The following is a 16,438-nucleotide window of genomic DNA, read 5'->3' on the forward strand; positions in this document are numbered from 1 at the left end:
GCGCTCCCGCACACACGTTTTCAGAACCTTTAGGAAAAGGAAGAAGTTATGACACCGACAGCAACAGAGACCTCTCCAGCTGCCGCCGACGTGAAGGCCGGCGGCATCGGCCGCATTGCCAGGGTCACCGGCCCGGTCGTCGATATCGAGTTTCCGCATGATGCGATCCCCGGTATCTACCACGCGCTGAAGTCGACGATCACGATCGAAGGCGAGACGCACGTCATCACGCTCGAGGTTGCACAGCACCTCGGAGACGATCTGGTTCGCGCGATCGCGCTGAACCCGACCGACGGCCTGGTTCGTGGCCAGGAGGTGACCGACACGGGTGCGCCCATCTCGGTTCCCGTTGGTGACGTCACCAAGGGCAAGGTCTTCAACGTCATCGGCGAGGTGCTGAACGCAGACCCCGACGGCACGATCAACGGTGAGAAGATCGAGATCACCGAGCGTTGGCCCATCCACCGCAAGCCTCCGGCGTTCGACCAGCTCGAGTCGAAGACGACTCTGTTCGAAACCGGCATCAAGGTCATCGACCTCCTCACCCCGTACGTTCAGGGTGGAAAGATCGGGCTGTTCGGTGGTGCCGGTGTCGGCAAGACCGTGCTCATCCAGGAGATGATCCAGCGTGTTGCGCAGGATCACGGTGGGGTGTCGGTGTTCGCCGGTGTCGGTGAGCGCACCCGTGAAGGCAACGACCTCATCATGGAAATGGAAGAGGCGGGCGTCTTCGACAAGACGGCCCTTGTGTTCGGCCAGATGGACGAGCCGCCGGGAACGCGACTTCGTGTCGCCCTGTCTGCCCTGACGATGGCGGAGTACTTCCGTGACGTTCAGAAGCAGGACGTTCTGCTCTTCATCGACAACATCTTCCGCTTCACCCAGGCGGGCTCAGAGGTCTCGACCCTTCTCGGCCGCATGCCTTCTGCCGTGGGATACCAGCCGAACCTCGCCGACGAGATGGGTGTGCTCCAGGAGCGCATCACCTCGACGCGTGGCCACTCGATCACGTCGCTCCAGGCCATCTATGTTCCTGCAGACGACTACACCGACCCGGCTCCGGCGACGACCTTCGCGCACCTCGACGCGACGACCGAACTGTCTCGTGAGATCGCCTCTCGCGGCCTGTACCCGGCCGTCGACCCGCTGACCTCGACCAGTCGTATTCTCGACCCCCGCTACCTGGGTGCCGATCACTACAACACGGCCGTTCGGATCAAGGCGATCCTCCAGAAGAACAAGGAACTCCAGGAGATCATCGCGATCCTCGGTGTTGACGAGCTCTCTGAAGAAGACAAGATCACCGTTTCGCGTGCTCGGCGCATCCAGCAGTTCCTCTCTCAGAACACCTACATGGCGAAGAAGTTCACCGGTGTCGAGGGTTCGACGGTTCCGCTGAAAGACACGATCGAGTCATTCTCGGCCATCGCCAACGGTGACTTCGACCACGTCGCTGAGCAGGCCTTCTTCAACGTCGGTGGTATCAACGACGTCGAAGAGAAGTGGGCTCAGATCCAGAAGGAAGACAACTAGTCGTGGCTGACGTCTCAGACTCGTCTGCTCCCCTTCAGGTGAGTGTCGTCGCCGCCGACCACGAAGTGTGGTCGGGCGGTGCGACGCAGGTGATCGCGAAGACCACTGAGGGTGAGATCGGTATTCTGCGCGGGCACGAGCCGCTGCTGGCCATTCTGGCCGAGGGTGAAGTCCGCGTGACTCTCACCGACGGCAAGAGGATTGTTGCGAAGGCAGACGAGGGCTTTCTGTCTGTGGAGAACAACCGTGTGACAATCGTCGCCCGGGCGGCAGAGTTGGTTTCCTGACAATTTGATCATCCTGCTGCCCCCTTCGGAGACGAAGCGTGACGGTGGCTCAGACGACCGGCTCGACCTGTCCGCATTTGCCTTCGGGCGATTGAGGCCACGTCGGGCCGAAGTCGTTCGTGCCGTACGTTTGCTCGCCCGTGACCCGGATGCCACGATTGCCGCTCTGAAACTCGGTCGAACGCAACACGACGAGATCCTGCGGAACCGTCGGCTCACTCTGTCACCGACGATGCCCGCGCTTGACCGCTACACCGGCGTCGTCTTCGATGGACTGGGTGCGTCGTCTCTGACGGAAGTCCAGCGGTCGTTCGCGTTCGAGCACGTCTTCATCCACTCGGCTCTGTTCGGACCGATCAGCTCCGGCGACCTGATCCCGGCGTACCGGCTCTCACACGACTCCCGACTGACTGGACTGCCGAGGGCCGTCACCCTCAAGAATCACTGGGCGAGGCCAACGTCTGCCGTTCTGTCTGAGACTCCCGGGCTGCTTCTCGACTTCCGTTCGGAGGGTTACGTCGAATTCGGGCCCGTCGGTTCCCGGCCGAACTCGTTCTTCCTGAGAGTGTTCACGGTGGATGAGGGCGGCCAGAAGCGCGCCCTGAATCACTTCAACAAGAAGGCTAAGGGTGAACTCACCAGGGCACTCGTCGAAACCGGGAGTGACTTCGCTTCTGTTGACGAGCTCGTCGAGTGGGCTCAGACGACCGGATTCGATCTTCGTCGGTTCGGCAGCGCAGAAATCGCCCTGACCGTCTGAGCTGCAGCATGCCCTGCCCTCGGGAGATCGTAGTGTGAATGAGCAGCTACCGGGCGAGAAAACACCCTTCGGCGTGATCATCGACAAGTCCTGCCGATTGCATCAGGGCGTACATCGTGGTCGGCCCGACAAAGCTGAAGCCGCGCGCCCGGAGCTCCGTGCTGAGTGCAGTCGATTCTGGGCTGGTCGCCACGAAGTCGGCGGCGGTTCTGGGGCGAGGACGTGGAGTGACTGGGGTGAAGCTCCAGACCAGTCGATCGAGCGCTCCTGCGCCGGAAACGGCAATCAGGGCTGCCGTCACGCGCGCGTTGGTGACCACGGCGCGGATCTTGCCGCGATGACGGATGATCGAGGATTCGTTCGCCAACCGCTCGATATCGACTTCTGTGAATCGTGCTACCCGGGCGATGTCGAAATCGTCGAAGGCCCTGCGGAAGGCAGCTCTGCGACGGAGAATGGTGATCCACGACAGGCCGGCCTGGAAGCCCTCGAGGCTGATCTTCTCAAACAGGGCTCGATCGGAGTGGAGCGGTCGTCCCCACTCGGTGTCGTGGTATCGCTGGTACTCCAGGTCGCCGCCCGCCCAGGCGCAGCGCTCGATTCCATCTGCACCCATGAGGGTGATCGGAGTCTCACTCACCGGAGGTGCGCGTCGCGGTCGACCGACGTGAGGACTCGTGCCTGTCGTTCACAGGTGCACGATGCTCTCGTGGTCAAGGAGCCAGACCTTGGTGGGGATGCCATTTCCGCCGCTGTACCCGGTGATCTTCTGGTTCGATGCCAGCACCCGGTGGCACCCGACGATGATCGGTATGGGGTTTGCCCCGACCGCACCGCCCACGGCGCGGCCCGAAGCCGGCCGGCCGGCCAGAGCGCCGAGTTCGCCATAGGAGATGTACTCACCGTAACCGAGGGTGGCGAGCGACTGCCAGACGGAGAGCTGGAATGGTGTTCCGACGAGCTTGACGGGCACGTCGAATTCTCGACGCCCGCCGTTGAAGTACTCGGTCAATTGACGCGCGGCCTCGGTAAGCACGGCGTTCGGATTCTCCGGTAGTGCGTCGTGCGGCAGGCTGCCGCCACCCTCGATGTTGAGGGAGAGGATGGCGTCGTCGTCGGCGGTGAGTTCAAGGCGACCGATGGGGCTGTCGAGTCGCACAAGGTAGTCGGGGAGGGTGAGGGTACTGGCGTTCATGATTCGACTGTAGCCGGATGCACCAGAGCCGCACTGGCCACCATCGGACATTGTGCACGGGCGTCATCGGGCTTCGACTGTGGGGGAGGAGTGTTCGGGTGATCGGCGTACGGGAGGAGTAGCGTGATGATTCTCATGGACTCCCTCTCGACGCACACCGATTACGGCACCGTTCCACTCTCAGCCGGCGACCTCGACCCCGATCCGATCGCCCAGTTCGCCCGGTGGCTCGGTGAAGCAGACGCCGGAGGCTTCGCTGAGCCGAACGCCATGGTGCTCGGTACGATCGATGATGACGGCATGCCCAGCAGCCGAACGGTGTTGCTGCGTCGAGTCAGGGCAGAGGGTCTCGAGTTCTTCACGAACTACGATTCCCGGAAGGGCCGGGCGTTGGCCGGGCATCCGGTTGCCACAGCCGTCTTCCCCTGGTATGGGCAGCAACGACAGGTCATCGTCACGGGTTCGGTGACCCGGCTCGATGCAGAGAGCAGCGACGCGTACTTCGCATCCCGGCCACGGGATTCGCAGATCGCCTCCGCGGCCAGCCGGCAGTCCCAGCCGATCGAGAGCCGCGAGCTGCTCGAGCAGCGCATCGAAGAGCTGGCTCTCGCGTACCCGGAGGGAACGGCCGTGCCGAGGCCAGCGAATTGGGGTGGATTTCTTCTCAGCCCCATCCGTATCGAATTCTGGAAGGGCCGAAGTTCGCGCGTTCACGATCGGTTCGTCTACGACCGTCACGCTGAAGGCTGGGGCATCACGCGGCTCCAGCCCTGAGGCGAGAAGTCGGGCACGACGGGCTCAGTGACCGGTCAACGGGCCCAACAGCCTGGCCGTGATCGACGATCTGCCGGTCATCCGTTCTTCGTGGTCGGCGAGCGACGCCGACGTGAGGCCGAGGTTGGCACCGATGAAACGAAGCGGTTCGGGCTCCCAGCGCGGTGAGAGATGGTTCACCCACGGCAGGCATGTCAGTTCAGTGTGGTGGCCCGTGATCAGTTCGCTGAGGGTGCGGCCGGCGAGATTGGTCGTACTGAGCCCGTCGCCCACGTAGCCGCCGGCGAACGACACGCCGGTCTTCGGGTTGTGGCTGGCCGAGGCATGCCAGTCGCGGGGCACACCGATCGGGCCGCCCCAGCGGTGGGTGACCTCCGCATCGGCGGCGTCGGGGAACAGCTCGATGAGCGTTTCGGCCAGGTGCGAGAAGACTCGCTCGACCTGGTCATACGAGGGGTGGATGCTCGAACCCCAGTGATAGCGCGCACCCCGGCCACCGAACGCGAAACGGTTGTCTGCCGTGCGCTGGCCGTAGATGAGCAGGTGACGGTAGTCGCTGAACGTATTGCCGTGTTCGAGCCCCGCTGACTCCCAGAATTCATCGGAAAGCGGTTCGGTCGCGATCATCAGCGAGTAGAGCGGCAGGATCCGTCGCCCGACACCCGGCAGCTGGGACCCGTAGGCCTCGGTCGCGATGACGATCTGGTTGGTGGCAACAACGCCGGGCGCCGCAATCGCTTCCGAGCCCGGTGAGACCTGGTGCCCCCGGAAATTCACGAAGTTGGGCAGCCACGACGTCACTTCGGTGTGTTCGAAAATGCGCACGCCCAGGGACTCGACGACCTGGGCGAGGCCGTGAACGAGTTTTGCGGGGTGCAGCCTCGCGCAGGCCGGGTCGAACGCGGCGGCTCTCGCCCCAACCGGATGCCCGCGGCCCGCGTAGTGCGCGTGCGCCGGGTCGAAATCCCAGTACTCGAGTGCATCGACGCCGAAGCGTTTCGCCTCGTCGACGTCTGCCCTGGCCGATTCGACCTGCAGCTCGTTCGTGGCATAGGTGATCGTGCCACCCTGCACGAAGTCGCAGTCGATGCTCTCTGCGGCCGTCACACGGCCGACTTCGGTGACGGTGTCGACCATTGCCCGGCGCATCGCGACGGCGCGTTCGAAACCGTAGGCGCGTTCGAGGGAGGCGGCAGAGCGGGGGAAAAGCGCAGAACACCACCCGCCATTGCGGCCGGAGGCTCCGAAGCCGACCGTCTCCTTCTCGAGGATGGCGATCGACAGGGCCGGGTCGAGCCTGGCAAGGTAGTACGCCGTCCAGAGCCCTGTCAGACCGCCACCCACGATGCATACGTCGACGTCGAGGTCTGCAGTGGGGGGTGGGCGCAGTCGACCCGCGTCACCGCCAGTTGCCGCAGCTGATTCGGCCCAGTAGTTGCTCGCGATCATCCGGCAGCCAGCCCTTCTCATCTCTCATGCTCTGTGTCGTGAGCCCGCTGCGCCGAAATGCGGCAGGTGCGCCGGGCTCGTTTCGTCGTTGCGGCCTCACGGCGTCGCAGCGCCTGCCGCTCGAGTGGCTAGAGCTGGGCCCAGGCCTCGGTCAATACCGAACGCAGGATGCCCTCGATCTCGTCGAACTCACGCTGGCCGATCGTGAGCGGCGGCGCGAGCTGGATGACGGGGTCGCCCCGGTCGTCTGCGCGGCAGTAGAGGCCCGCATCGAAGAGCGCCTTCGAGAGGAAGCCTCGCAGCAGGCGCTCCGACTCGTCGTCGTCGAATGTCTCCTTCGTCTTCTTGTCTTTGACCAGTTCGATGCCGAAGAAGTAGCCGTCACCGCGCACGTCACCGACGATCGGCAGGTCGTGCAGCTTCTCAAGGGTGCGTCGAAACGCCGGGCTGTTCTCGCGCACGTTCTCGTTGAGCTTCTCCTCTTCGAAGATGTCGAGGTTCTCGAGCGCAACGGCTGCAGACACCGGATGCCCGCCGAACGTATACCCGTGGTAGAACGAGGTGTTGCCGTGCTTGAACGGCTCGTACACCTTGTCGCTCACGATCGTCGCGCCGATGGGGGAGTAGCCGCTGGTCATTCCCTTGGCACAGGTGATCATGTCGGGCACGTAGTTGTACTCGTCGCAGGCGAACATGTGGCCGAGTCGGCCGAACGCGCAGATGACCTCGTCGCTGACCAGAAGTACGTCGTACTTGTCGCAGATCTCGCGAACCCTCTGGAAATATCCGGGAGGAGGCGGGAAGCAGCCGCCGGAGTTCTGCACCGGCTCAAGGAAGACCGCGGCCACTGTTTCGGGCCCTTCGAACTCGATCATCTCTTCGATGCGGTTGGCCGCCCAGAGCCCGAACTGCTCGAGGTGGTCACCGTGCTCCGGGGCGCGGTAGAAGTTGGTGTTGGGCACGCGGAATCCGCCCGGGGTGACCGGTTCGAACATCTCCTTCATCGCCGGGATCCCGGTGATGGCCAGGGCGCCCTGCGGGGTGCCGTGATAGGCCACGGCACGGGAGATGACCTTGTGCTTGGTAGGCCGGCCCTGAAGCTTCCAGTAGTACTTCGCCAGTTTGAACGCCGTCTCGACGGCCTCGCCTCCGCCGGTGGAGAAGAAGACCCGGTTCAGGTCACCGGGAGCGTAGTCTGCGAGCCTGTCGGCCAGTTCGATGGCCGAAGGATGCGCGTACGACCACAGGGGGAAGAACGCCAGCTCTGCGGCCTGCTTGGCGGCGACCTCGGCGAGCCGCTGGCGACCGTGGCCGGCGTTCACCACGAAGAGCCCGCTCAGCCCGTCGAAGTACTTCTTACCCGTGCTGTCCCAGATGTGATGACCGTCACCCTTGACGATGATCGGAACGCCGTGGCCGTCCTCCATCACCGACTGGCGTGCGAAATGCATCCAGAGGTGATCTTTGGCCTTCTGCTGGAGGTCGGCTTCGTCGAACTTGCTCGACAGGCCGCTGGTGGGATGGGTGATGGTCATGATTTATCTCGTTCCCCAGTTGTAGAGCTGCTTGTGCAGCTTCAGGTAGACAAATGTTTCGGTGGAGAGCACGCCATCGAGCGTGCGGATATCGGAATTCAGCAGCGAGATCAGGTCGTCGTCGTTCTCGCAGACGACCTCGACCATGATGTCGAAGGTGCCGGCCGTCAGGACCACGTAGTCGACGGCGGGAAGGGCGGCCAGGGCATCGGCGATCACCCGCGTGTCACCGGTGACCTTCAGGCCGACCATGGCCTGGCGGTAGAAACCGAGCTGGAGCGGATCGGTCACGGCGACGATCTGCATCACGCCGGTCTCGGTCAGCTTCTGTACCCGTTGCCGCACTGCTGCCTCGCTGAGACCGACGGCCTTGCCGATTTCAGCGTAGGAGCGTCGACCGTCGACCTGAAGCTGTTCGATGATCGCTTTGGACGTGTCATCGAGGTGGGTCGAGCGGGGCCTGGAGTTCATGCATCGATTCTGTCAGTGACGCGGGGCACCGGCAAGTGAATCCGAAGCTGGTTTGCCTATTCACCTACGAAATCCGCCGAAAATGCAAGCACGCCACGGTCTCGTCTAAAGTTGTCACGTGCAGTTGCCCAGCCCGAACGGCAGCGTATGGAAAAGAGAACACGCGTGACCCAGATCGGTGAGCAGACGGCAACCCTCCGGGTTGTCGGGCCCAAGCCTGAGGCAGAACCCTTCACCCTCTCGTGGGCGGCACTCAGCGACGTCGGCAAGAAGCGTGCTGTGAATGAAGACAGCGTGGTCGCCAACCCGCCGATCTTCGCGGTGGCAGACGGCATGGGTGGCCATGCAGCGGGCGATGTTGCCAGCGCTGCTGTGGTGAATCGTCTCGGAGCTGTGCACGGATTTTCGTTCACGACGGGCGACATCATCGACGAAGCGCTGTCGCTGGCATTGACCGACATCGATGTGGTCGGTGACGCGAATGCGCTCGGTACCGGAACGACCGTGACCGGCGTCGCTCTCACGCTGGTCGAGGATGAGCCGGTCTGGGCGGTCTTCAACATCGGTGACTCGCGGGTCTACCAGATCCTGGAGGGCTCACTCGCCAGGCTGACGGTCGATCATTCCGTGGTGCAGGAGCTCGTCGACGCCGGGTTGATCACGGCGGAACAGGCCGAGACGCACCCCGACAGCAACATCATCACCCGGGCGGTGGGGTTCCACGAGAAGCCTGCGCCCGACTACACGCTGCTCGAAGTCACGCCCGGCCAGCGCCTTCTGGTCTGCAGCGATGGCCTGACGAAGGAGCTCACCGACCACGGCATCGCTCACTACCTCGGCCGAGCGGGCAGCGCAGCAGAAGCCGCGAACGATCTTGTCATCGCCGCGCTGACGAATGGTGGCCGAGACAACGTGACCGTGCTCGTCATCGATGTCGCAGCAGGGTGACGCGGCGGTTCCTATGCACTGCCCAGTGACGAAATCATCGGTCTTCAGCGGGAATCGATGCTGATTTCGTAAAGATTGTGTTTCATGATTGTTCTTTTCGTGGCTTTTGCTGTGAATCCCTGATTCCGTGTGTCAGGATCAAAACACCTTTTTCGCGAGACCTTGGAGTGCACCCCTCATGCCACTGACGCCACCGCGCGACCCGATGATCATCGAAGCCATCAAGCAATCACAGGCAATGCAGAACGCCAAGCGACTCTCGATGAGCCGCCGCGGCTTTCTCGGGGCCGTCGGTCTGGGGGCCGGGGCACTCGGCCTCGCCGCCTGCGCGCCGACCACCGCCACCAAGGCGGCGCTCACGCCTGCCACCGATGTCTCGGCCACCGAGAAGACTCTCATCTGGGACAACTGGCCGGCGTACATGGACGAAGACGCAGATGGCAATCACCCCACGCTGGTGGGTTTCCAGCAGAAGTCCGGCATCAACGTCACCTACAACGTCGCCGTCGATGACAACAACACCTACTACGCCAAGGTGAAGGACCAGCTCGCCCTCGGCCAGGACATCGGCACAGACACGGTCTGTCTCACCGACTGGATGGTCGCCAGGCTCGTTCGCCTCGGCTACATCCAGGACCTCGACCATGCCAAGATCCCGAACATCTCGAACCTCAGCGACTCGTTCGCCAACCCCGACTTCGACAAGGGTCGGCAGAAGTCCCTGCCCTGGCAGGGCGGCTACGCCGGGATCTGTTGGAACAAGGAGAAGGTGCCGAACGGCATCAAGAGCATCGACGACCTCTGGGCCACCGAGCTCAAGGGCCGCGTCGGCGTTCTTTCGGAGATGCGCGACACCATCGGCCTCATCATGCTCTCCCAGGGAACCGACATCACCGGGGACTGGTCTGCCGACCAGTTCAACAAGGCGATGGATGTCTTCACCAAGGAGGTCAGCGACGGCCAGATCCGCAACATCAAGGGCAACCAGTACCTCAACGACCTGCAGAACGAAGACACCTTCGCTGCCATCTGCTGGTCGGGTGACATCACCTCGCTGAATGCCACGGCTGGCGACAAGTGGGAGTTCGCCATTCCTGACTCCGGCGGCACACTCTGGAACGACACCTTCGTCGTACCCATGGGGTCTCGCCACAAGGCGAACGCCGAAGCCATCATGGACTACTACTACGAGCCTGCCGTCGCCGCAGAGCTCGCCGCCTGGGTGAACTACGTCACGCCGGTCAATGGTGCCAAAGAGGCGATGGATGCCATCGACCCCGCCCTGGCTTCGAACCCGCTGATCTTCCCCGACGCCGATGACCTGAAGCAGGTCCACGTGTTCCGTACCCTCAGCGCGCAGGAGGAGAGCGACTTCGGCGCCTCGTTCCAAAAAGTGTTGCTGGGCAGTTGATGGCCGCCGGGACATTCGCGGAGAAGGGCGCCGATCTCGAACTGGTCGGAATCACCAAGCACTTCCCCGGCTTCACGGCCATCGAGTCGCTCGACCTGTTCATTCCCGCGGGTTCGTTCTTCGCTCTCCTCGGGCCGTCAGGCTGCGGCAAGACGACGACGCTCCGGCTCGTCGCAGGCCTGGAGGAGCCGACGGCAGGTCGCATCCTCATCGGAGGCAAGGACGTCACAGCGACGAAGTCGTTCCAGAGGCCGGTCAACACGGTGTTCCAGTCCTACGCCCTCTTCCCCCACATGACCGTGCTCGAAAACGTCGCCTTCGGGCTTCGTCGGCGGAGCATCGCCAAACCTCTCGACAAGGCGCACGAGGCTCTGCGGCTCGTCGAACTCGACCACCTCGCCTCACGTCGGCCGGGCCAGCTCTCGGGCGGGCAACAGCAGCGAGTCGCACTGGCACGCGCCATCGTCAACCGCCCGGCGCTCCTGCTGCTCGACGAACCCCTCGGGGCTCTCGACCTGAAGCTCCGGCGCCAGATGCAGCTCGAACTGAAAGACATCCAGACCGAGGTCGGCCTGACCTTTTTGCACGTCACCCACGACCAGGAGGAGGCCATGACCATGGCCGACACCATCGCGGTCATGAACAAGGGCGCGATCGAGCAGATGGGCGCTCCTGAAGAGCTCTATGAACTGCCGAGAACTGCTTTCGTCGCAAACTTCCTCGGGCAGTCCAACCTGTTCACCGGGCCCGTCGTTTCAACGACTCCGGATGCCCTGACGGTGTCGATCGCGGGCACGACACTGGTCATCCCTCGTTCCCGTGCCCAGCGACACAGCGGAGTGATCACGGTCGGGGTACGGCCGGAGAAGGTGTTGCTTCTCACCGAGGCGCCGGTCGCCGATGCCGCGCGCAATGTCGTGGGCCCCGGCCGGGTGATCGACGTGTCGTTCAGCGGGGTGAGCACGCAGTACATCGTTGCTGTACCCGGTGTCGGCGACGTCGTCGTGTTCGCCCAGAACATGGTCTTCGGGCCGGTTGTGCACGTGGGGGCAGAGGTCTGGGTCAGCTGGAGCATCGAGCACAGCTTCGGCCTCGAAGACGCGCCCTCGCCTGACTCCGTGGTGTCAGACGAGTCGGCGGATACGGCGACGATCGCAACGCGTGCCCGCGTAGACGCCGCCGAATCCGAGCTCGAGCAGGCCTGAGATGGCCTTCACCGCGTTCGCGAGTTCGACGGCGGCGGCCGAGCCCGCTGTTCGCAAGCGCAGCTGGATCGCCCTGATTCTGCTGTTGCCGGGCATCCTGTACCTGATGCTGTTCTTCATCACGCCACTGATCTCGCTCATCTTCACCTCTTTTCAGCAGCCGGTGATCGACGGTGACATCGGGCAGTACAGCGCCGGCTTCCAGTGGCAGAACTACACCGATGCGGTCGGGCAATACCTGCCGCTGATACTGCGGGCTTTCGGGTACGCGGTGATCGCCACGGTGCTCGCGCTCATCATCAGTTACCCGATGGCGTATTTCATCGGAGTCAAGGCCAGGCGCTGGCCGCTCTTCCAGAGCCTGCTGCTGACCTTGGTGATCGCACCGTTCTTCATCAGCTTTCTGCTGCGTACACTCGCGTGGAAGCAGATCATGAGCGATGAGGGCCCCATCGTGGTTGCGCTCAAGGCGCTCTCGATCTTTCCGGCCGACGGGCACATCACTGGCACGCCCTTCGCGGTGATCTTCGGCCTGACGTACAACTTCATTCCGTTCATGACCCTGCCGCTGTATGCGACCCTGGAACGCCTCGACGTTCGATACATCGAGGCGGGGAGCGACCTGTACGCCTCACCATGGACGACGTTCCGCAAGGTGACGATTCCGCTCTCGATGCCCGGGATCGTTTCGGGCACGCTTCTGACCTTCATCCCGGCGGCCGGCGACTACATCAACGCCAGCGGGGACTTTCTCGGAAGTTCGCAGACGTCGATGGTCGGTAATGCGATCGAAGCGAACTTCCTCGTGCTGCAGAACTATCCGATCGCGGCGGCGCTGTCGATCATCCTGATGGCCGTGATTCTCATCATCGTGGGCATCTATGTTCGGCGGGCCGGAACGGAGGACCTGATATGAGTGCACTCTCGACCGCGGGGCCGGGGGCCATCGCCGCCGACCTCGAAGCTCCGATGGCTGGCCCGCCCCGCGCGGGTGGCCGCCGGGTGAAGATCAGATTCAAGGGTCTCGGGCTGCCGATCTACACGATCCTGGCGCTGGTCTTCCTGCTGATCCCGATCGCGTACACCTTCGTGTTCTCCTTCAACGACTCTGGCAAGCTCAACATCGCCTGGCAGGGTTTCACCTTCGACAAGTGGCTGCACGTCTGCGATGCCCAGGGGGTGTGCGAGGCCTTCGGCAACAGCATCCTGGTCGGTGTGGTGGCGACTGTGCTGGCGACGGCTCTCGGCACGGCAATCGCGATCGCGCTGGTTCGCTACCGGTTCAAGGCGCGCTCGGCGATCTCGCTGCTGCTCTTCCTGCCGATGGCGACGCCCGAAGTGGTTCTGGGCGCAGGGCTGGCAGCCCAGTTCCTGTCGCTCGGGGTGAACAAAGGCCTCGGGACCATCATCATCGCCCACACGATGTTCTGCATCAGTTTTGTGGTCGTGACAGTGAAGGCCCGCGTGGCGTCTCTTGACCCCTCGCTCGAAGAAGCGGGGCGCGACCTCTATGGGTCGGCTTCGGCGGTATTCTGGCGGATCACCTTCCCGCTGCTCGTGCCGGGCATTGCTGCGGCCGCGCTGCTGTCGTTCGCGCTGAGCTTCGACGACTTCATCATCACGAACTTCAACTCGGGGGCGGTCGACACGTTCCCGAAGTTCATCTACATCGCTGCGGCGCGCGGTATTCCGGCGGAGGCGAACGTCATCGCCTCCGCGGTCTTCCTGCTGGCCATCGTGATCGTGGTGGTCGCCCAGGTGTCACGAGCGGCCCGTGCCAAGCGGCTCGCGCGGATCCAGTAGACGGAGTCTGGTTTCGATACGCAGCTGCGCTGCTCCTCAACCGACGGATCAGTTCTCTGGTTGAGTGGCTGGGCGAAGCCCGGCGTATCGAAACCCAGTAGCTAGAGAGCTACGACGGCCGAAGACACCTGAATCGCGCCGACAGGTTCGGTGCCGCCGTAGATCGTCAGGTCAAGGGTTGGCAGCACCCGGTCGACATCGGCCTGGGCCAGGGCTCCAGCCGAGACGAGCAGGCTGAGGCCCACGAGCGAGGCGGCGCGCAGGCTGCCGTCGAGCATCTTGAGGGCGACCGTCGTTCCGTCGGGAGCTGCCATCACCATCACGCCCTCTGCACCGAGCTTCGAGAAGACGCCGAGCTCGTCGATGCAGACGGTGTTGGCGCGGCCCGGGCCATCGATCGCCCAGCCATTGGCGAGGACCGAATCGGTCAGGAACCGCGCCGCGCCGTCGGTGGAGGAGGTGATGCGGCTGATCCCGCGGGCCAAGCCGACCAGGCTGATCGCGTGCACCGGCGCTCCGCAGCCGTCGACAGCGGTGGCAGAGACACTCTCACCGGTGAGGAGCTCGATCATGCTGAGAATTCGTTGCTGCAGGGGGTGGGCCAGCTCGAGATAGCTTGCTGTCGGCCAGCCGTTCACAACACAGGCGAACAGCATGGCTGCGTGTTTGCCAGAGCAGTTCATGTAGAGGGATGCCCGGCCGGAGCCCGCGCGTACGAGGGCGTCACGCGAGCCGGAGTCACCGGGCCAGTCGTGGGGGCACTGCAGGGCATCCGGTGTCAAGCCTGCCCGGTCGAGGATGCTCTGCACGACCACGAGGTGTTCGGGGGTTCCGGCATGGCTGGCCGTCGACAGCACGGTCTGGAGCGGCGTCAGCTCGACACCCGCGCCAGCGAGCGCTTCGGCGACAGCGAGGGCCTGGAAGGGCTTGAGGCACGACCGGGGGATGATGGGCGCGTCGGGGTTGCCGACGCTGCGGGAGATGAGCCCGTCGGGGTGCACGACCACGGCAGAACCACTGTGACGTGACTCGATGAAGCCGCTGCGTGTGAGGTGCGCGAGCTCGACAGCTTCGGAGGCTTCGAACGTACCCCTCATACCGCGAGCCCAGGTTTCGATACGGCGCGCTCTGCGTGCCTACTCAACCGGCGTACGTCGTTGGTTGAGTAGGTGCGAAGCGCCGTATCGAAACCCGCACGAATCGCCTTCACGCCAGTGTCGCGAAGCCGTCGTCGAGAACACCCAGGGCGTCTTCGAGCAGGGCGTCGCTGATCGTCAGGCTCGGCAGGAACCGCAGAACGTTTCCGTAGGTGCCTGCTGTGAGGAGGATGACCCCGTGCTGGGCTGCGTATGCCGCGAGGGCCGTGACCGCTGCCGGGTTGGGCTCTTTGGTGGTCTGGCCTGTTCCGGGCTGCACGAGCTCGATGGCGATCATCGCCCCTACCCCGCGGACCTCGCCGATGATGTCGTACTTCTTCTGCAGTTCGAGCAGGCCTGCAGAGAGCGTCTGCTCGACCCGGGTGGCTTCGGCCAGCAGACCGAGGCGTTCGATCTCGTCGAAGACGGCGATGGCCGCGGCCGTTGCGACGGGGTTTCCGCCGAAGGTGCCGCCGAGGCCACCGGGCAGGGCGGAATCCATGATCTCGGCGCGACCCGTGACGGCGGCGAGGGGGAGCCCGCCGGCGATGCCCTTGGCCGAGGTGATCATGTCGGGCACGAGGCCGAAGTGCTCGCTGGCGAAGTAGGCACCCGTTCGGGCCATGCCGCTCTGGATCTCGTCGGCGATGAACACGATGCCCTTCTCGGTGCACCAGGCCTGCAGGGTCGGCAGGAAGCCCTCCGCTGGGACGACGAAACCGCCTTCGCCCTGGATCGGCTCGACGACGAGGCACGCGAGGTCATACGACCCCACGGTCTTCTCGAGGTAGTCGATCGTGCGGGTCGCCGCCTCGGCGCCCGAGAGACCGTCGTGGTAGGGGTACGAGTTCGGAGCGCGGTACACGTCACCGGCGAAGGGCCCGAACCCGGTCGAGTAGGGGGCCGCCTTGAAGTTCATGGCCATCGTGAGGTTGGTGCGCCCGTGGTAGGCGTGCTCGAGAACGGCGACACCGACGCGGCGGGTGTGCTTGCGGGCGATCTTCACGGCGTTCTCGACGGCTTCTGCACCGGAGTTGGCGAGCATCGTCTTCTTGGCGAAGTCGCCGGGGGTGTGCTCAGCGAGGAGCTCAGCGACTCGCACATACCCTTCGTACGGTGTGATGGTGAAGAGGGTGTGGGTGACGTCGTGGAGCTGGGCAGAAGCTGCCTCGACCACAGCCGCCTCGGTGTGGCCCACAGTGGTGACCCCGATGCCGGCTCCCATGTCGATGAACTGGTTGCCGTCGACATCGACGAGGATCGCGCCGTTGGCCCTGGCGATGTAGACGGGAAGCACCGACGAGACACCGGTCGGCACCACGGCCAGACGTCGAGCGTGCAGGGCATCGGACTTCGGACCGGGGATCGCCGTGACGATCTTGCGCTCCTGGGAAACGGTGAACACTGAACTGCCAATGATGTCGGTCATGAATAAAGATTACCCCCGACGTAGTCTGAGAAGCGTGAACACCGAACACCACTACCGCGTCGACGTCGAATGGCAGGGGAACCGCGGTTCGGGTACCACCGGGTACCGTGACTACGGCAGACAGGGTGTCGTCCGGGCATCCGGCAAGATCGAGCTGCCGACGTCGGCCGACCGCACCTTCCACGGCGACCGCGACCGGTGGAACCCCGAGGAACTGCTGCTGGCCGCGCTCGCCGAGTGCCACATGCTCTCGTACCTCCACGTCGCCGTTCAGCACGGCGTCGCGGTGACCGGCTACACCGATTCGGCCGAGGGCGTGATGGAACAGGTGGGCCAGGGTGGCCACTTCACCTCTGCAACGCTTCGCCCTGTTGTGACGCTGGCTGACCCCGGGCAGGCTGAGCTCGCGAATTCACTGCACCGGGAGGCGAGTCAACTCTGCTTCATCGCGCAGTCGGTCAACTTCCCCGTTCTGCACGAGCCGCGCGCCGAGTGATTCACC

At 63.9% G+C, this 16,438-nt stretch carries 17 protein-coding genes; 10 read left to right on the top strand and 7 right to left on the bottom strand.

Annotated features, from left to right (window positions below):
- The first annotated feature begins 48 nt into the window (after nt 1–48).
- From atpD to JOE66_RS07875, 3 genes are read left to right on the top strand one after another with little or no spacing between them, the layout of a single operon-like run.
- Nucleotides 49–1,533, top strand: coding sequence for a F0F1 ATP synthase subunit beta (atpD, locus tag JOE66_RS07865; RefSeq protein ID WP_205108302.1), 1,485 nt, complete (start codon nt 49–51; stop codon nt 1,531–1,533).
- A gap of 2 nt (nt 1,534–1,535) precedes the next feature.
- Nucleotides 1,536–1,820, top strand: coding sequence for a F0F1 ATP synthase subunit epsilon (locus tag JOE66_RS07870; RefSeq protein WP_205108304.1), 285 nt, complete (start codon nt 1,536–1,538; stop codon nt 1,818–1,820).
- A gap of 4 nt (nt 1,821–1,824) precedes the next feature.
- Nucleotides 1,825–2,580: a YaaA family protein gene (locus JOE66_RS07875; RefSeq protein ID WP_205108306.1), complete on the top strand. Its 756-nt coding sequence runs from the start codon at nt 1,825–1,827 to the stop codon at nt 2,578–2,580.
- Between the two features lie 46 nt (nt 2,581–2,626).
- On the opposite strand, the gene JOE66_RS07880 is transcribed toward JOE66_RS07875, so the two are convergent.
- Both JOE66_RS07880 and JOE66_RS07885 read right to left on the bottom strand, forming a co-directional pair.
- A complete protein-coding gene (locus tag JOE66_RS07880) occupies nt 2,627–3,196 on the bottom strand; it encodes a DNA-3-methyladenine glycosylase I (protein ID WP_205111744.1) in 570 nt (189 codons plus the stop codon).
- A 72-nt stretch (nt 3,197–3,268) separates the two neighbouring features.
- Nucleotides 3,269–3,775, bottom strand: a complete 507-nt coding sequence (locus JOE66_RS07885; RefSeq protein WP_205108308.1) for a methylated-DNA--[protein]-cysteine S-methyltransferase — start codon at nt 3,773–3,775, stop codon at nt 3,269–3,271.
- 126 nt (nt 3,776–3,901) lie between these two features.
- Between JOE66_RS07885 and pdxH the strand changes: the two genes are divergently transcribed.
- Nucleotides 3,902–4,549, top strand: a complete 648-nt coding sequence (gene pdxH / locus JOE66_RS07890) for a pyridoxamine 5'-phosphate oxidase (protein WP_205111746.1) — start codon at nt 3,902–3,904, stop codon at nt 4,547–4,549.
- Between the two features lie 24 nt (nt 4,550–4,573).
- Here pdxH and JOE66_RS07895 read toward each other — a convergent pair whose 3' ends face one another.
- The 3 genes from JOE66_RS07895 to JOE66_RS07905 form a co-directional block, all read right to left on the bottom strand.
- The gene (locus tag JOE66_RS07895) at nt 4,574–5,998 is read right to left on the bottom strand and encodes an NAD(P)/FAD-dependent oxidoreductase (RefSeq protein ID WP_205108310.1); all 1,425 of its coding nucleotides are present in this window, start codon (nt 5,996–5,998) and stop codon (nt 4,574–4,576) included.
- A gap of 128 nt (nt 5,999–6,126) precedes the next feature.
- Nucleotides 6,127–7,533 (bottom strand): aspartate aminotransferase family protein, encoded by a 1,407-nt coding sequence (locus JOE66_RS07900; RefSeq protein ID WP_205108312.1) that lies wholly within the window; start codon nt 7,531–7,533, stop codon nt 6,127–6,129.
- 3 nt (nt 7,534–7,536) lie between these two features.
- Nucleotides 7,537–8,004, bottom strand: a complete 468-nt coding sequence (locus tag JOE66_RS07905; RefSeq protein ID WP_205108314.1) for an Lrp/AsnC family transcriptional regulator — start codon at nt 8,002–8,004, stop codon at nt 7,537–7,539.
- 165 nt (nt 8,005–8,169) lie between these two features.
- On the opposite strand from JOE66_RS07905, the gene JOE66_RS07910 reads away from it, so the two are divergent.
- The 5 genes from JOE66_RS07910 (at nt 8,170) to JOE66_RS07930 (ending at nt 13,371) form a co-directional block, all read left to right on the top strand.
- A complete protein-coding gene (locus tag JOE66_RS07910; RefSeq protein ID WP_372435483.1) occupies nt 8,170–8,952 on the top strand; it encodes a PP2C family protein-serine/threonine phosphatase in 783 nt (260 codons plus the stop codon).
- Nucleotides 8,953–9,130: 178 nt separating this feature from the next.
- Entirely contained in the window at nt 9,131–10,363 is a 1,233-nt protein-coding gene (locus tag JOE66_RS07915; protein WP_205108318.1) for an ABC transporter substrate-binding protein, read from the top strand.
- Complete coding sequence (locus JOE66_RS07920) at nt 10,363–11,568, top strand: ABC transporter ATP-binding protein (protein ID WP_205108320.1); 1,206 nt, start codon at nt 10,363–10,365, stop codon at nt 11,566–11,568. Before JOE66_RS07915 ends, JOE66_RS07920 begins: the two co-directional genes overlap by 1 nt.
- A 1-nt stretch (nt 11,569) precedes the next feature.
- Nucleotides 11,570–12,484: an ABC transporter permease gene (locus JOE66_RS07925; protein ID WP_205108322.1), complete on the top strand. Its 915-nt coding sequence runs from the start codon at nt 11,570–11,572 to the stop codon at nt 12,482–12,484.
- A 53-nt stretch (nt 12,485–12,537) separates the two neighbouring features.
- Nucleotides 12,538–13,371, top strand: a complete 834-nt coding sequence (locus tag JOE66_RS07930) for an ABC transporter permease (protein ID WP_205111748.1) — start codon at nt 12,538–12,540, stop codon at nt 13,369–13,371.
- A gap of 101 nt (nt 13,372–13,472) precedes the next feature.
- On the opposite strand, the gene JOE66_RS07935 is transcribed toward JOE66_RS07930, so the two are convergent.
- Both JOE66_RS07935 and gabT read right to left on the bottom strand, forming a co-directional pair.
- On the bottom strand, nt 13,473–14,468 hold the full coding sequence (locus tag JOE66_RS07935; RefSeq protein WP_205108324.1) for an asparaginase: 996 nt from the start codon (nt 14,466–14,468) through the stop codon (nt 13,473–13,475).
- 109 nt (nt 14,469–14,577) lie between these two features.
- Entirely contained in the window at nt 14,578–15,936 is a 1,359-nt protein-coding gene (gabT, locus tag JOE66_RS07940) for a 4-aminobutyrate--2-oxoglutarate transaminase (protein ID WP_205108326.1), read from the bottom strand.
- 34 nt (nt 15,937–15,970) lie between these two features.
- Between gabT and JOE66_RS07945 the strand changes: the two genes are divergently transcribed.
- The gene (locus tag JOE66_RS07945; RefSeq protein ID WP_205108328.1) at nt 15,971–16,432 is read left to right on the top strand and encodes an OsmC family protein; all 462 of its coding nucleotides are present in this window, start codon (nt 15,971–15,973) and stop codon (nt 16,430–16,432) included.
- Nucleotides 16,433–16,438: the final 6 nt, after the last annotated feature.

It is taken from the genome of Subtercola frigoramans (genome assembly GCF_016907385.1).
Taxonomy (GTDB): Bacteria; Actinomycetota; Actinomycetes; order Actinomycetales; family Microbacteriaceae; genus Subtercola; species Subtercola frigoramans.

Coding starts and splice junctions, on each gene's coding strand:
- atpD (WP_205108302.1), top strand. CDS start 49: ATGACACCGACAGCAACAGAGACCTCTCCAGCTGCCGCCGACGTGAAG.
- JOE66_RS07880 (WP_205111744.1), bottom strand. CDS start 3,196: ATGGGTGCAGATGGAATCGAGCGCTGCGCCTGGGCGGGCGGCGACCTG.
- JOE66_RS07885 (WP_205108308.1), bottom strand. CDS start 3,775: ATGAACGCCAGTACCCTCACCCTCCCCGACTACCTTGTGCGACTCGAC.
- pdxH (WP_205111746.1), top strand. CDS start 3,902: ATGATTCTCATGGACTCCCTCTCGACGCACACCGATTACGGCACCGTT.
- JOE66_RS07895 (WP_205108310.1), bottom strand. CDS start 5,998: ATGATCGCGAGCAACTACTGGGCCGAATCAGCTGCGGCAACTGGCGGT.
- JOE66_RS07900 (WP_205108312.1), bottom strand. CDS start 7,533: ATGACCATCACCCATCCCACCAGCGGCCTGTCGAGCAAGTTCGACGAA.
- JOE66_RS07905 (WP_205108314.1), bottom strand. CDS start 8,004: ATGAACTCCAGGCCCCGCTCGACCCACCTCGATGACACGTCCAAAGCG.
- JOE66_RS07915 (WP_205108318.1), top strand. CDS start 9,131: ATGCCACTGACGCCACCGCGCGACCCGATGATCATCGAAGCCATCAAG.
- JOE66_RS07920 (WP_205108320.1), top strand. CDS start 10,363: ATGGCCGCCGGGACATTCGCGGAGAAGGGCGCCGATCTCGAACTGGTC.
- JOE66_RS07925 (WP_205108322.1), top strand. CDS start 11,570: ATGGCCTTCACCGCGTTCGCGAGTTCGACGGCGGCGGCCGAGCCCGCT.
- JOE66_RS07930 (WP_205111748.1), top strand. CDS start 12,538: ATGGCTGGCCCGCCCCGCGCGGGTGGCCGCCGGGTGAAGATCAGATTC.
- JOE66_RS07935 (WP_205108324.1), bottom strand. CDS start 14,468: ATGAGGGGTACGTTCGAAGCCTCCGAAGCTGTCGAGCTCGCGCACCTC.
- gabT (WP_205108326.1), bottom strand. CDS start 15,936: ATGACCGACATCATTGGCAGTTCAGTGTTCACCGTTTCCCAGGAGCGC.